This window comes from Caulobacter sp. GW821-FHT10E02, from assembly GCF_059415225.1.
This window is the reverse complement of the sequence record NZ_JBWKMV010000001.1, coordinates 169,180-183,591: the sequence shown is the minus strand read 5'-3', so window position 1 is coordinate 183,591 and position 14,412 is coordinate 169,180. Positions and strand designations below refer to the sequence as shown.

11 protein-coding genes are annotated in these 14,412 nt (G+C 69.2%); 2 read left to right on the top strand and 9 right to left on the bottom strand.

Annotated features, from left to right (window positions below; all coding sequences use genetic code 11):
* The first annotated feature begins 9 nt into the window (after window positions 1-9).
* Window positions 10-2,175: a catalase/peroxidase HPI gene (gene katG, locus AC07NI_RS00880; protein WP_494614916.1), complete on the top strand. Its 2,166-nt coding sequence runs from the start codon at window positions 10-12 to the stop codon at window positions 2,173-2,175.
* A gap of 62 nt (window positions 2,176-2,237) precedes the next feature.
* Here katG and AC07NI_RS00875 read toward each other — a convergent pair whose 3' ends face one another.
* The 3 genes from AC07NI_RS00875 to AC07NI_RS00865 are packed head-to-tail and all read right to left on the bottom strand — an operon-like array spanning window position 2,238 to window position 6,417.
* Window positions 2,238-3,794 (bottom strand): DHA2 family efflux MFS transporter permease subunit, encoded by a 1,557-nt coding sequence (locus AC07NI_RS00875; RefSeq protein ID WP_494614915.1) that lies wholly within the window; start codon window positions 3,792-3,794, stop codon window positions 2,238-2,240.
* Window positions 3,795-3,817: 23 nt separating this feature from the next.
* Window positions 3,818-4,948 (bottom strand): HlyD family secretion protein, encoded by a 1,131-nt coding sequence (locus tag AC07NI_RS00870; RefSeq protein WP_494614914.1) that lies wholly within the window; start codon window positions 4,946-4,948, stop codon window positions 3,818-3,820.
* Between the two features lie 35 nt (window positions 4,949-4,983).
* On the bottom strand, window positions 4,984-6,417 hold the full coding sequence (locus tag AC07NI_RS00865) for an efflux transporter outer membrane subunit (protein ID WP_494614913.1): 1,434 nt from the start codon (window positions 6,415-6,417) through the stop codon (window positions 4,984-4,986).
* A gap of 108 nt (window positions 6,418-6,525) precedes the next feature.
* Here AC07NI_RS00865 and AC07NI_RS00860 point away from each other — a divergent pair, with 108 nt between their 5' ends.
* Window positions 6,526-7,155 carry a TetR/AcrR family transcriptional regulator gene (locus AC07NI_RS00860; RefSeq protein ID WP_494614912.1) on the top strand — a complete coding sequence of 210 codons (630 nt, stop codon included), beginning with the start codon at window positions 6,526-6,528 and terminating at the stop codon, window positions 7,153-7,155.
* Here the strand turns inward: AC07NI_RS00860 and AC07NI_RS00855 are convergent.
* From AC07NI_RS00855 to AC07NI_RS00830, 6 genes are all read right to left on the bottom strand, one after another.
* Window positions 7,152-8,330 (bottom strand): DUF3089 domain-containing protein, encoded by a 1,179-nt coding sequence (locus AC07NI_RS00855; RefSeq protein WP_494614911.1) that lies wholly within the window; start codon window positions 8,328-8,330, stop codon window positions 7,152-7,154. The two genes, AC07NI_RS00860 and AC07NI_RS00855, sit on opposite strands and share 4 nt — an antisense overlap.
* Window positions 8,330-9,502: an acetyl-CoA C-acyltransferase gene (locus tag AC07NI_RS00850; RefSeq protein ID WP_494614910.1), complete on the bottom strand. Its 1,173-nt coding sequence runs from the start codon at window positions 9,500-9,502 to the stop codon at window positions 8,330-8,332. The genes AC07NI_RS00855 and AC07NI_RS00850 overlap by 1 nt, the downstream gene beginning before the upstream one ends.
* The gene (locus AC07NI_RS00845; RefSeq protein WP_494614909.1) at window positions 9,502-10,395 is read right to left on the bottom strand and encodes an SDR family NAD(P)-dependent oxidoreductase; all 894 of its coding nucleotides are present in this window, start codon (window positions 10,393-10,395) and stop codon (window positions 9,502-9,504) included. Before AC07NI_RS00845 ends, AC07NI_RS00850 begins: the two co-directional genes overlap by 1 nt.
* A gap of 72 nt (window positions 10,396-10,467) precedes the next feature.
* A complete protein-coding gene (locus AC07NI_RS00840) occupies window positions 10,468-11,097 on the bottom strand; it encodes a TetR/AcrR family transcriptional regulator (RefSeq protein WP_494618199.1) in 630 nt (209 codons plus the stop codon).
* A gap of 109 nt (window positions 11,098-11,206) precedes the next feature.
* The gene (locus AC07NI_RS00835; protein ID WP_494618197.1) at window positions 11,207-12,748 is read right to left on the bottom strand and encodes an AMP-binding protein; all 1,542 of its coding nucleotides are present in this window, start codon (window positions 12,746-12,748) and stop codon (window positions 11,207-11,209) included.
* Between the two features lie 26 nt (window positions 12,749-12,774).
* The gene (locus AC07NI_RS00830; RefSeq protein ID WP_494614908.1) at window positions 12,775-14,409 is read right to left on the bottom strand and encodes a carboxylesterase/lipase family protein; all 1,635 of its coding nucleotides are present in this window, start codon (window positions 14,407-14,409) and stop codon (window positions 12,775-12,777) included.
* Between the last annotated feature and the right edge of the window lie 3 nt (window positions 14,410-14,412).

Sequence of the window (14,412 nt, the reverse complement as noted above, 5' to 3'; positions counted from 1 at the left end):
GAAACCACAATGGACGCTAAGGTCGACGACAGCGTGCAAGGTCAATGCCCGATGGGCAAAGGGCGCGGAGGCAGAGGCAACCGCGACTGGTGGCCGGAAAATCTCCGCCTCGAAAGTCTCAACCAACATTCGCCGCGCTCCAATCCGATGGGCGAGGCGTTCGACTACGCCGAGGAATTCAAGAGCCTCGACCTCAATGCCGTCATCCAGGACCTGCATGCCCTGATGACGGACTCGCAGGACTGGTGGCCGGCCGACTTCGGTCACTATGGCGGCTTGTTCATCCGCCTGGCCTGGCACAGCGCCGGCACCTATCGCACCTCGGACGGTCGCGGCGGCGCGGGCGGCGGGCAACAGCGCTTCGCCCCGCTGAACAGCTGGCCGGACAACGCCAACCTCGACAAGGCGCGTCGCCTGCTGTGGCCGATCAAGCAGAAATACGGTCGCAAGATCTCGTGGGCCGACCTCTACGTGCTGGTCGGTAACGTCGCCCTGGAGTCGATGGGCTTCAAGACGTTCGGCTTCGCCGGCGGTCGCGCCGACCAGTGGGAGCCGGAAGAGCTGTACTGGGGTCCGGAAGGCTCCTGGCTGGGCGATGAGCGCTACAGCGGCGAACGTCAGCTGCACCCAGCCCTGGGCGCGGTGCAGATGGGCCTGATCTACGTCAATCCGGAAGGCCCGAACGGCACGCCCGATCCCCTCGCCTCGGCCCGCGACATCCGCGCCACCTTCGCCCGCATGGCCATGAACGACGAAGAGACCGTCGCCCTGATCGCCGGCGGCCACACCTTCGGCAAGACCCACGGCGCGGGCGATCCCTCGTTCGTCGGTCCCGAGCCGGAAGGCGGCCAGATCGAGGACGCCGGCCTGGGCTGGCGCAGCAAGCACGGCACGGGCCTGGGCGCCGACGCCATCACCTCCGGCTTGGAAGTCACCTGGACCCAGACGCCGACCAAGTGGAGCAACCACTTCTTCGACAACCTCTTCAAGTTCGAGTGGGAGCTGACCAAGAGCCCCGGCGGCGCCCATCAGTGGGAAGCCAAGGACGCGCCGGCCGACATCCCGAACGCCTTCGACGGCTCCAAGACCCAGCGTCCGCGGATGCTGACCTCGGACCTGGCCCTGCGCTTCGACCCCGAATACGAGAAGGTTTCGCGCCGGTTCTACGAGAACCCGGACCAGTTCGCCGACGCCTTCGCCCGCGCCTGGTTCAAGCTGACCCACCGCGACATGGGTCCGATCAGCCGCTACCTCGGCCCGCTCGTGCCGAAGGAGACGCTGATCTGGCAGGACCCGATCCCGGCCGTCGACCACCCGCTGATCGACGCCAATGACGCCAAGGCGCTGAAGGACAAGATCCTGGCCTCGGGCCTGTCGGTCTCGGAGCTGGTCGGCGCGGCCTGGGCCTCGGCCTCGACCTACCGCAAGTCGGACAAGCGCGGCGGCGCCAACGGCGCTCGCGTGCGCCTGGCCCCGCAGAAGGACTGGGAGGTCAACAACCCGCCCGTCCTGGCCAAGGTGCTCTCCACCCTGGAAGGCATCCAGCAGGGCTTCGGCAAGAAGGTCTCCCTGGCCGATCTGATCGTGCTGGCGGGCAACGCCGCCGTCGAGAAGGCCGCCAGCGACGCCGGCACGCCGATCGAGGTCCCGTTCTCGCCGGGCCGCGCGGACGCCTCGGCCGAGCAGACCGACGCGGAGTCGTTCGAGCCGCTGGAGCCGATCTCGGACGGCTTCCGCAACTACCGTGCCGCCGGCACCCAGTTCATGGCCCCGGAAGAGGCCCTGGTCGATCGGGCCCACCTGCTGGGCCTGACCGCGCCAGAGCTGACCGTGCTGGTCGGCGGCCTGCGCGTGCTGGGCGCCAACTACAATGGCGGCAAGGACGGGGTGTTCACCAACCGCGTGGGCGCGCTGACCAACGACTTCTTCGTCAACCTGCTGGACATGGGCACGACCTGGGCGCCGACGGCGGTCAACGCCTTCGCCGGCCACGACCGCAAGAGCAGCGAGGCCCGCTGGACCGCCAGCCGCGTCGACCTGATCTTCGGCTCGCACGCCGAGCTGCGGGCTTTCGCCGAGGTCTATGCCGCCTCGGACGCGAAGGAGAAGTTCGTGAAGGACTTCGTGGCGGCGTGGACCAAGGTCATGAACGCCGACCGCCTCGACCTGAACTGACGACTTAGGTTCAGGCCTGAAACAAAAAGGGGCGCTAGCGGACCAGCTAGCGCCCCTACTTTTTAGTCCGCCGCCGCGTGGGCCGCGCCGTTGGCCTGGGCCTTCTTGGTCAGCCAGATCAGCGGGATCAGGATCACGCACAGCCAGGCCGAGACGCGGAAGAAGTCCAGGGCCGCCAGCAGGTAGGCCTGGTTGATCACCTGGTTGGTGACCGCCCCGACCGCCTGCAGGTGGCTCATGCCGGTGGCCTGCAGTTTGTTCACCGCATCGATCCAGGCCGGGCTGCCCGAGCTCATGGTCTCGGCCAGGCGGGTCTGGTGCACGGACTCGCCGCGGTCCCAGATCGTCGTGGCCAGCGAGGCGGCGAAGCTGCCCGCGGTGATCCGCGAGAAGTTCGACAGACCCGAGGCCTGCGGCGTCAACTGCGGCGGGATGCCGTTCAGCGAGATGGTCACCATCGACAGGAAGAAGGTGCTCATCGCCACGCCCTGCACCAGCATCGGCATGACCAGCGCCCAGAAGTTGGCGTCGGGCGTGTAGCCCGAGCGCATCCAGAACGACAGGCCGAAGGCGCCCAGCGACAGGGTCGCCGTCCAGCGGGCGTCGACCTTGGTCATCAGCCTGGCCATGAACGGCGTCAGCATGACAGCCACCACGCCGCTCGGCGCGGCCACCAGGCCGGCCCAGGTGGCGATGTAGCCCATCCGGGTCTGCAGCCACAGCGGCAGCAGCAGGTTGTTGCCGAAGAACACCGCGTAGCCCAGGCAGAAGGCGACGGTGCCGATGGCGAAGTTGCTGGACTTGAACAGCGACAGGTCGACGATCGGGTGCTTCTCGTTCAGCTCCCAGATCACCCAGGCGATGAAGCCGATGATGGCGATCCACATCTCGACGACGATGGCGGGCGAGGAGAACCAGTCGGCTTCCTTGCCGGTGTCGAGCATGACTTGCAGCGCACCGACCCAGACCAGCAGCAGCATGAAGCCGGTGCGGTCGATCGGCAGCTTGCGGGTCGGCGTCTCGCGGCTGGCCATGTTGCGCCAGCAGATGACGGCGCACAGGATGCCGACCGGCACGTTGATCAGGAAGATCCACGGCCACGAGAAGTTGTCGGAGATGTAGCCGCCCAGGATCGGCCCGCAGATCGGGGCCACCAGGGTGGTCATCGACCAGATGGCCAGGGCCGTCCCGCGCTTGTTGGGCGGGAAAATCATGATCAGCAGGGCTTGCGAGCCGGGGATCATCGGCCCGGAGACCGCGCCCTGCAGGATCCGGAACAGGATCAGAGACTCCAGGCTCCAGGAGATTCCGCACAGCAGCGAGGCGACGGTGAACAGGATCACCGAGGCCACGAAGGTCTTCACGACGCCGTAGCGGCCCATCAGCCAGCCGGTCAGCGGCACCGAGACGCCGTTGGCCACGGCGAAGGCGGTGATCACCCACGTGCCCTGGCTGGAGCTGACGCCGAGGTTGCCGGCGATCGTGGGGATCGAGACGTTGGCGATGGTGCTGTCCAGCACCTGCATGAAGGTGCCCAGCGCCAGGGCGATGGAGGTGACGGCCAGCAGGATGCCGGTCATCGGCGGCGGACCGGCCGCCTGGGATTGTTCGGACGCCATGGGGCGCTCCTTACGGAAAACGACTACTTGGCGACGTCGATCTTGGCCTTCATGGACAGCCCCACGCGCAGCGGGTGCTTGGCCAGTTCGGCCGGGTCCAGGGTGATGCGGACCGGCACGCGCTGGACCACCTTGATCCAGTTTCCCGAGGCGTTCTGGGCCGGGATCAGCGAGAAGGCCGAACCGGTGCCGCCAGCCAGGCCGCGGACCTTGCCGTGGAACTTCACGTGGCCGCCGTAGAGGTCGGAGACCAGCACGACAGGCTGGCCGGGGACCACCTTGTCCAGCTGCACTTCCTTGAAGTTGGCGTCGACATAGGCCTGGGCGGTCGGGACCACGGCCATCATCGGCGAGCCGATGGCGACCTGCTGGCCGACCTGCACCGATTTACGGGCGACGACGCCGTCGGTCGGGGCGCGGACCACGGTGCGGGCCAGGGCCAGGCGGGCGGAGTCGAGCTTGGCCTGGGCGGCCTTCACTTCCGGGTTCTCGGTGACCGAGACGCCGGAGATCAGCACGGTGTTGACTTCGCGCGTGCCGATGGCGGCGTCGCGGCTGGCCAGGGCCTGGGCGCGGACGGCCTGGGCGGCGGTCAGCCCGGCCTGGGCGTTGCTCAGGCGGTTCTGGGCGGTGGTCAGTTCGTCGCCCGACACGGCGCCCTCGCCCACCAGCGCCTGGCGACGCGAGAGGTCGACGCGGGCGCGCTCGACGTCGGATTTGGCGGCCAGGATCTGGGCGTCGGCGCGGGCGACGTCGGCTTGGCGAGCCTCGAACTGGCCGGCCAGGGCGGTGTCGCTGGCGAAGTAGCCCTTCACCTTGCGCTCGGCCTGACCGAGGGCGGCTTCGGCCTGGGCCACGGCGATGCGGGCGTCTGCGTCGTCGATGATCACCAGCGGGTCGCCGGCCTTCACGGCCTGGGTCTCGACCACGAAGATCTTGGCGACAGGGCCGGGCGACAGGGCGGTGACCTGGGCGGTCTCGGCCCCGACATAGGCGTCGTCGGTCTCGACATAGTGGCTGTCGAAGGCCAGCCAGTACGCGCCATAGCCCACGAGGCCGACGGCGACGACGCCGCCAAGCAGGGTCAGTTGGCGACGGCGCTTGTTGTTGGCGGCGACTTGGGTGGCGGGAGCGGGTTGGGCGGGATCGGACATAGGTGCAAGTCCTAGAGTGCGGATGTCGTGAAGGTTCAGGCGCCGGTGAAGCCGCCGCCGAGGGCGCGGATCAGGGCGATGTCGAGGGCGAAGGCGCGGCTTTCCAGATCGGCGACGACCCGGCGCTGCGTCAGCACCGACTGCTCGGACAGCAGCACCGACTGGTAGGTCGACAGCTGGCCCTCGTAGCGCAGGCGGGCGATGCGGTAGGCGTTCTCGTTGGCGGTCAGGGCCTGGCGAGCATCGGCCAGGCGGCTGATCAGGGCCTTCTCGCTGGCGGTGACGTCGGCCACCTCGCGCAGGGCCTGCGTCAAGGCGCCGTCATAGCTGGCCACGGCCGCATCGCGGTCGGCCTCGGCGCCGCGCAGGCCGGCGCGCAGGCGGCCGCCCTCGAAGATCGGCAGGCGCAGGGCCGGACCGATCTGGCCGATGTCCGAACCGCTGGAGAACAGCTTGTCCAGATACAGCGATTGGACGCCGACGAAGCCGGTCAGGTTGACGTCCGGATAGAACATCGCCTTGGCCTGCTTGGTCCGCGAGGTCGCGGCCTCGGCCCGCCACTTGGCGGCGACCACGTCGGGGCGGCGGCCGATCAGGTTGGCCGGCAGGTTCTCGGGCAGGCCGAACGGCTTGATCGACACATTGGCCGGACGGGCGATGGCCAGGCCGCGATCGGGACCGGCGCCGACCAGGGCTGCGAGAGCGTTGCGGGTCAGGGCGATCTGCTCGTCGATGGCCGACAGCTCAGCCTTCGAGGCCGGGGGACCGGCCGCCGCCTGCTCGCTCTCGGCCTTGGTGTCGAGACCGTTGGCGACGCGCTTGGCGACGAGGTTGCTGGTCTCTTCCCGCAGGCGCACGGCTTGAGCGGCGACATCGCGCTGGGCGTAGAGGCGCGACAGCTCGGCATAGGTCGAGGCGATCGCGGTGGAGAGGGTCAGGCGGGCCTGGGCGGCGTCGGCTTGCGCGGCCTTGGCTTCCGAGGTCGCGGCGGCGACGGCCGCGCGGTTCCTGCCCCAGAAGTCCAGCTCCCAGCTGAAGTCGAGGGCCAGGCGGCCGACGTCGTTATAGCCGTGCGGCACGAAGGCGGGCGGGATGCCGGCGTTGTAGCTCTGCTTGCTCTCGCCGATGTCGGCGCCGAGGCCGACGCGGGGCAGATCAGCGGCCTTGGCCTGGCTGACCAGCGACTGGGCGCGGCGCAGGCGGGCCTCGGCGGCGGCCAGGGTCGGCGAACCCTTCAGGGCCTCGTCTTCCAGGGCGTTCAGCTGGGTGTCGCCGTAGGCGGTCCACCAGGCGTCAGCCGGCCATTCGGCGGTCGGGGCGGCGGCCAGGGTCTGAGTGGTTTCGTAGGCCTGCGGGGCCTTGGCGACCCGGGCGGGCTGCGCCGGCGGCAGGCTCGCACAGGCAGCCAGCACCAGGGCGCTAGCGGCGGCGAAGAAAGGAGCGTTACGGCGGAGAGAGAGGGTCGTCATGGACAGGCGCCTTGATGTGACCGTACGGTATAGTCATATGCTGGGGTGCAAGTAGGCTCCACTTGCGCCATAGTCAAGGCGACCGTACGGTACGGTCGGAAAAAGTTCATGCTGCCCGAGATCAAACCCCGCCTGGACCGTGACGCCCGCCGCGAAGCGATCCTCGACATCGCCGCCGAGGTGTTCCTGGCGGAGGGCTACGACGCCGCCTCCATGTCCACCATCGCGGCCAAGGTCGGCGGCTCCAAGAGCACGCTCTACAACTACTTCAAGAGCAAGGAAGAGATCTTCCAGGCGCATATCGAGCGCTATTGCGGCTGGCAGCGCGAGGCGATGTTCAGCCTGCTGGACGACGGCGGCGACCTGAAGACCGCCCTCACCCACGTCGGCCGCCGCTACCTGACCAACGTGCTGTCGGACCGCAACATGCGCCACTTCCGGCTGATCACGGCCGCGGCCGAGCGCACGCCGGACCTGGGCCGCGCCTTCTACGAGGCCGGTCCGATGCGCGGCGCGCAGATCCTCGGCGACTACCTGGCGCGCGCCAAGGCCGACGGCAGGATCATTGCTCAGGACCCGCTGGCCGCCGCGCACCAGTTCATCGGCCTCTGCCAGAACCGCCTGCTGAAGGCCCGCCTGGTCAACTATGTCGGCGAGCCCTCGGCCGCCGAGGTGGACGCCGAGGTCCAAGCCGCGGTCGCCACCTTCCTGGCCGCCTTCGGGACCAAGACCGCCTAGGGCTTGCGGGCCAGATAGGCCTGACCCTGGCGACTGACGATGCGCGTCAGCGTGCCGATCGAGTGGTCGACATCCATCAGGTGCAGGCCCCACGACAGGTCGACGCCGGTATGCCGGATGATCTGGCCGCCCAGCTCGTCGGTGCGCGGGTCGGACGGCACGGCGTTCACGTGTAGGGCCAGGTAGTCGTAGTCGCCGCTCCGGACGCACTCGGTCGTCACCAGGCCCGGCGTCTTCACGAAGAAGGTCGGGATCGGCCGCATGGGCCGCACCCACTCGGGCGGGATGTCGCCGCCGGAGCCGTTCAGGAAGCCCTTGGTCACGAAGTACGACTCCGGCTGGCCCTTGCCGCCGGAGAGGTTGGCCGGATTGACGCAGGCGGCCCGCAGGCCGTCGCGAGCCTTGCCGAACCGCGAGCTGGCCGGCGGCGGCAGGCGGTCGCGGAAGGTGGCGTAGGCGATCACGCAGCCCGGCCGCTTGTCGTCGTGGCACAGCGGCGTCGACTTGAACGTGCCACCGACGTCCTTGTCCGGCGGGACCATGATCAGGCCGCCCAGCAGCACGGCCGAGACCAGCTGCTTGTGGACCTCATGACCCTCGATCTCTTCGGCGAGCAGCCTGGTCAGCATGCCCGTCCCCTGGCTGTGGCCGATCAGGACAACGCCGCGCCCGTGGTTCTCGTGCGCGAGATACCAGGTCCAGGCGTCGAGCACGTCCGAATAGCCGCCGAAGCCGGGCGGCGGTTGATCACCCTCGGGCCGAGGTCCGCCGGCGGGATAGCGCAGGCGGCGCAGCGTCCCTTGCCGATACAGCGGCGCGAACTGCCGGCAGACCGAGCCGAAGCGCGCGAACTGGAGCTTGATGTCGTCCCACTCGTCGGCGTTGGGCGAGAAGTCCGAGATCCAGCCCGGATCGTTCGAGACGGTCGGATAGACGAAGAAGCAGTCGATCTTCGGGTCCTTGGCCGGGACGTAGCGCTCCCGCGTCATCCGGCCCGAGGGCGCGATCACGGTGGCGTCGAGATCGACCTTGCAGCGGTCGTCCTTCAGATCCGGCCGGCACAGCCACAATGCCGGGTCGGCGTAGTCGGCATGCGGAACGGTCGGATCGGGCGCCTGGGCCATAGCGGGTCCGTGCGCGAACAGCAGGGCCGCCAACCCAAGCGCCCACCGCATCACAGCACCTCGAAAAGGCCGGCCGCGCCCATGCCGCCGCCGACGCACATGGTGACGACGACGTGCTTGGCGCCGCGGCGCTTGCCCTCGATCAGGGCGTGGCCGGTCAGGCGTGCGCCCGACATGCCGTAGGGGTGACCCATGGCGATGGCGCCGCCGTTGACGTTCAGGAGCTCGTCCGGAATCCCCAGGCGGTCGCGGCAATAGACGACCTGGCAGGCGAAGGCCTCGTTCAGCTCCCACAGGCCGATGTCGTCGATCTTGAGGTCGAAGCGCTCAAGCAAGCGCGGGATGGCGAAGACTGGGCCGATGCCCATCTCGTCCGGCTTGGTGCCTGCCACGGCCATGCCGACATAGCGGCCCAGCGGCTGCAGGCCGCGCTTCTCGGCCAGGCCGGCTTCCATGACCACGCAGGCCGAGGCGCCGTCCGACAACTGGCTGGCGTTGCCGGCCGTGACCGTGCCGCCGGGGCGCACGACCTTCAGGCCCGCAAGGCCTTCGAGCGTGGTGTCCGGACGCACGCCCTCGTCGTGGCCCAGGGTGATCTCGCGGTGCGAGACCGCGCCGGTCTCCTTGTCGGTGACCTTCATGTTCGCGGTCATCGGCACAAGTTCGGCATTGAACCGGCCGGCTTCCTGAGCCGCCGCCGCGCGCTGCTGCGACGACAGGGCATAGAGGTCGCAGACCTCGCGCGTGATCCCGTAGCGCGCCGCGACCGTCTCGGCGGTGTCCAGCATCGGCATGTAGGCGTCGGGGTGCATGGCCAGGAGCTCGGGGTCCTGGTCGACCCGCATCTGCGGCGTCTGGACCAGCGAGATCGACTCGACGCCGCCGGTGACGATGACGTCCATGCGGTCGACGATGACCTGCTTGGCGGCCGTGGCGATGGTCATCAGGCCCGACGAGCACTGACGGTCCATGGTCATGCCCGGGACCTCGACGGGGAAGCCGGCCCGCAGAGCCGCCATCCGACCGATCGTGGCCTGAGAGCCCTGCGGCAGCGAGCAGCCGAGGATGCAGTCCTCGATCTCGCCCGGATCGACGCCCGCGCGCTGGACCGCGTGGGTCAGGGCGTGGGCGGCCAGGGTCGGCGACGGGGTGTCGTTGAAGGCCCCGCGATAGGCGCGGCCGATCGGCGTGCGCGCCGTGGAGACGATGACAGCCTGACGCATCACGCGCGCCCTCCCACGGTCTTGGCCATCAGGCCCGCGCTGGCCGTCTCGCGTTCGGCCTGGGTGAAGCCGTAGGCCGGGACGATCTCGCCCGCCCGGTCGCTGACGCCGTCCCACTGGCGGATCAGCTGCTCGCCCGCGTCCGAGCCACCGCCGATGTAGCGGCCGTCGGTCAGGGTGACGTTGGCGGTGGCGAAGTGGCCCGCGCCGGCGCAGAGGATGGTGCGGGTCGGAGCCTCGTCCTGGACCAGGGCCAGCAGACCCGGGCTGACGAAGGCGGGGTTCAGCAGCGCCAGGCTCTCGGCCGACAACACGCCCTCGGTCATGCCCGTGGCCGCCGTCGGGGCCAGGCAGTTGACCCGAACATTGTACTTCTCGCCCTCGATGGCCAGGGTCTGCATCAGCCCGACCAGCGCCATCTTGGCCGCGCCGTAGTTGGCCTGGCCGAAGTTGCCATAGAGGCCCGAGGACGAGGTGGTCATGACGATGCGGCCATAGCCCTGCTCGCGCATCAGCGCCCACACGGCCTTGGCGCAGACCGCCGCGCCCATCAGGTGGACGTCGACCACCAGGCGGAAGTCGTCGAGGCTCATCTTGGCGAAGGTCTTGTCGCGCAGGATGCCGGCGTTGCTGATCAGGATGTCGACCCGACCCCAGCGGGCCACGACCTGTTCGACCATGGCGTTGACGGCCGCCTCATCGGTGACCGAAGCCGCTACGCCGAACGCCTCGCCGCCCTGGGCGACGATCTCGGCGGCCACGCGGTCGGCGGCCTCTTGGCCCAGGTCGTTGACGACCACCTTGGCGCCCTGCCCGGCCAGGTACAGCGCGTGGGCGCGGCCGAGGCCCCCGCCGGCGCCCGTGACGATCGCGACGCGTCCTTGCAGCATCATGAAAAACTCCCCTTGCTCACTAGACTGTTAGTGAATGTCTTTGACGGATTGATCCCGGACGAAGGCGATCCCTTAAGTCTGCGCCTTGCGCCGCTCGCAGGCCGCGATGAAGCCGGCGGCCATGAACGCGGCCATCCGCTCCTTCACGGCGTGGAAGTCGTCGGACTTGCAGACCCCGCCCGACAGCTTGTCGATCCGGCCCGTGCGGGCCAGGGTCAGCATCAGCGCCCCGGTGACGAAGTGGTAGCCCCAGAAGATGTCGGCCTCCGGACAGTCCGGCAGGGCCTTCTTAAGGAGGTCGATCAGCCGCAGCACGACGGGATCGAAATGCGCGTCCATCAGCGACGCGCCCCACTCCGGCGTGTTGGCGACCTGGGCGCCAAGGGCGGCGTAGTTCTTCCAGCCCTCCCCGCCCTCCATGTAGAGATCGAGGTCGGTGTCGAGGAAGGCGCGAAGGGCGCCCTCCACCGTCGGTTTGCCGCCAGCGGACGCCTCATAGGCGTCCATGGCCGTCATCCGCCGCTCGATGGTCACGTTCGCCCGGCGCGCGAAGACCGCGTCGAACAAGGTCTTCTTGTCGTCGAAATAGTAGTTCATCAGCGTGTGGTGTACGCCGACCTGCTTGGCCACGTCCTTGAGCGTGACGCCATAGAGCCCGTGCTTGGAGAACAGCTCCTCGGCCGCGTCGAGGATCTGCTCCATCTTCTCGGCGCGCTGTTCGGCCTTGGTGGTGCGTCGACGGGGCGTAGCGGCTTCGGACACTGAGCGGGACTTCCTGGCGTTGAGACGAGAGCGGTGGACGGACGAACTATCAGCCGCCGCCGTACTCCGTTCTCAGCCTTATCTTGTCGATCTTGCCGGTGGACGCCAGAGGCATGCGCGGCAGGCGGTACACCGCATCGGGGATCCACCAGCTGGCCACGCGGCCCTTCAGCGAGCCCAGCAGCGCCTCGTCGGTGACCTCGCCCTGCGTCTCGACCAGCAGGATCGGGCGCTCGCCCCACTTGGGGTCGGACCGGCCGATGACGGCGGCCAGCGACACCTCGGGCAAGGAGGCGACCACCGCCTCGATCTCTGCGGGATTGATCCACTCGCCGCCGGACTTGATCAGGTCCTTGGCGCGGCCGGTGATGATCAGGTTGCCCAAGGCGTCGATGCGCGCCAGGTCGCCGGTCGGGAACCAGCCGTCGGCGTCGGTGGCCGAGGTCTCGTGGCCGAAATAGCGCTCGACCACCGCCGCGCCGCGCACGCGCAAATGGCCCTCGGCGTCGCGCTGCTGCGGCAAGGCCACGCCGTCGGCGTCGGTCAGCAGCAGGTCCACGCCCACGGCTGGACGGCCCGACAGCGCCGCCTGCGACGGGGCGCTGAGCGGAGCCACGGTGCCGGAGGGTGACAGCTCGGTCATGCCCCAGCTGGTCTGGACGATGACGCCCAGGCCCTGCTCGATCCGCTCCATCAGCGCCGGCGGCATCGGCGCGCCGCCGACCATGATGCGCTTCAGCGATGGCAGGCGCTCGCCGGTGGCTTCCAGATGCTCGACCAGGCCCAGCCAGACGGTCGGCACGCCGACGCCGATCGTGACGCCCTCGGCGGCGATCAGGCGGGCGAGACTGGCGCCATCGGCGTTGCGGCCGGGCAGGACCAGCTTGGCGCCGACCGCCGGGGCCGCGAACGGCAAGCCCCAGGCGTTGGCATGGAACATCGGCACCACCGCCAACACGGCGTCGCCGCCCGAGATCGCCATGACGTCCACCTGCAGCGCCCGCAGGGTGTGCAGGTAGCTGGAACGGTGGGTGTAGGTCACGCCCTTCGGCGCGCCCGTGGTGCCGGAGGTGAAACACAGGCCGCTGGGCGCGGTTTCCTCGAACTGGCCCCAGACGTAGTCCGGCTTGGCGGCGGCGATCAGTGGTTCCAGCATCTCGCCTTCGGCCGCCTCACCGTCGATGACCAGCAGGCGTTCGACACCCGGCGCGGCGTCCATGATCTTGCGGGCCGCCGGCGCAAGGTCGGCAGAAGCGATCAGCACGCGGGCCTCGGACTGGACGATCATCGCCGCCAGTTGCTCGGCGGTCAGGCGCGGGTTCAGGGTGTGGCACACCGCGCCCATGCCCATGATCGCGAACCAGACCTCGACATGGTCCTGGGTGTTCCAGGCCAGGGTGGCGACGCGGTCGCCCTTGCGCACGCCCAGCCCCGCCAGCACCGACGATACTCTCAAGGCTCGGTCGCGGAGGTCCGCATAGCCGACCCGGTCGATCCGTCCGCCCTCACGCGCGGTCACCACCTGACCATCGGGACGCCACTTGGCGGCGTGGTCCAGGAACTTGTCGAGCGTCAGGGCGAACGCCTGCATCTCGCCATCAACGATCGGCCCAACACTTACTGGCACTTAGCAACTCCAGGGGGGATCGGCGGCGCGACCACACCGACGTTCCAGTTCCAGGACGTGTCGCCCTGGGCGCGTCGGCGGCACATCACCGCCTCGTTCAGTTCGTACATGCCCGGACGCAGGTGGACGCCCGGCTGGGGCGCGGCGGCGAAGGCCATGTAGGCGCGCGCGGCGCCGTAGGGTTTCCAGCTCGGCTGGCCAGCAGCCTTGGGCGCGCCGTCCTTGGCGAATGAGGTCCAGTAATCGCCCATCGCTTTGGTCAGCTTGGCCTCTTCCGGCGTGTCCGGGTTCTTCGGCCAGGCCGGGGGCGTGCCCTTGGCGGAGTCGAAGACGTAAGGCAGCTCGCTGGCGTGGAAGCCGTGCAGGTTCGCGGCCTCGGCGGTCGGATAGCCGTGGTCCCACAGGTAAAAATAGCCCGCTTGGCCGGCGGCGGTCTGCTTGGCCACGAGGCGCTCGGCGGTCCAGCCATAGAGAGCGTCGCGGGTGGTCAGCAGCACGCTCTCGGGCACGTCGCTGGACGGATAGAGCTTGAGGAAGTCGTCCGCGAGATCGCCGTAGCGCGCCCGGATTTCCTTCTCATAGGTCGCCGCGTCGGCGGGCGGCGGCGGGGCTAGGATGCGCAGCGAACGGATCTCGCCGCTGTTGAAGCCGGCCAGGATCGGCACGTGGGCCTGCTCGCCGGCGTCGAACGTGTCGACCAACTGCTTGGGCAGCACCTTGCCGTCGACCGCGCCGAAGGTCTGGAAGCCGGCCATCAGGGCGGCGGTCGTCAGCTTTTCGGCGTCCATGGCCCGCAGGTCGGCCAGCGACTTGGCGCCGAGCTTCTCGGCGGTCATCGCACCCATGGTCTCGGCCGGGATGTGGCCGTACTTGCCGTCGCGCAGGTCGGGCGTCGAGACCATGTAGGCGCTCTGGGCGATGGCCTTGCTGAACAGCCCCCGGGCCGGCGGCGAGGCCATCAGGTACATGACGCTGAGACCGCCCGCGGACTCGCCGGCGATGGTGACCTTGGCCGGATCGCCCCCGAAGGCGGCGATGTTCTTCTGCACCCACTTCAGGGCGGCGATCTGATCCAGCAGGCCGTAATTGCCCGAGACGTGGTCGGGCGACTCCGCGCTGAGCTCGGGGTGGGCCATGTAGCCCAGAACGCCGAGGCGGTAGTTGATCGACACCACGACGATGCCCCGCTTGGCCAGGGCCGCGCCGTCGTACATGCCCTCGGCGCTGGAGCCGCCGGTCAGCGAGCCGCCGTGAATCCAGACAAGGACGGGGGCCTTCTTGGCTTTCGCCGGCGTCCAGACGTTCAGCGACAGGCAGTCCTCGCTGAAGGCCTTCAGCGGCGAAGCATAGATGCTGCCCGGACGCGGCTTGGGCTGCAGGCACGAGGCGCCGAAGTCGAGGGCGTCACGAACGCCGCTCCAGGTCGCCGGCGCGACAGGCGGCTTCCAGCGCAGAGCGCCGACCGGCGGGGCCGCATATGGAATGCCCTTGAAGACATCGAGGCCATCCTGGGCGACGCCGCGAACAGCGCCGGCCGGAGCCTTGACGACAGGGGCCTCGGCGTTGGCGACGGCCGGAGCCATCGCCAGGAGCGCCAGGGCCGAGACGAGGAGACGCTTGCTCATCCC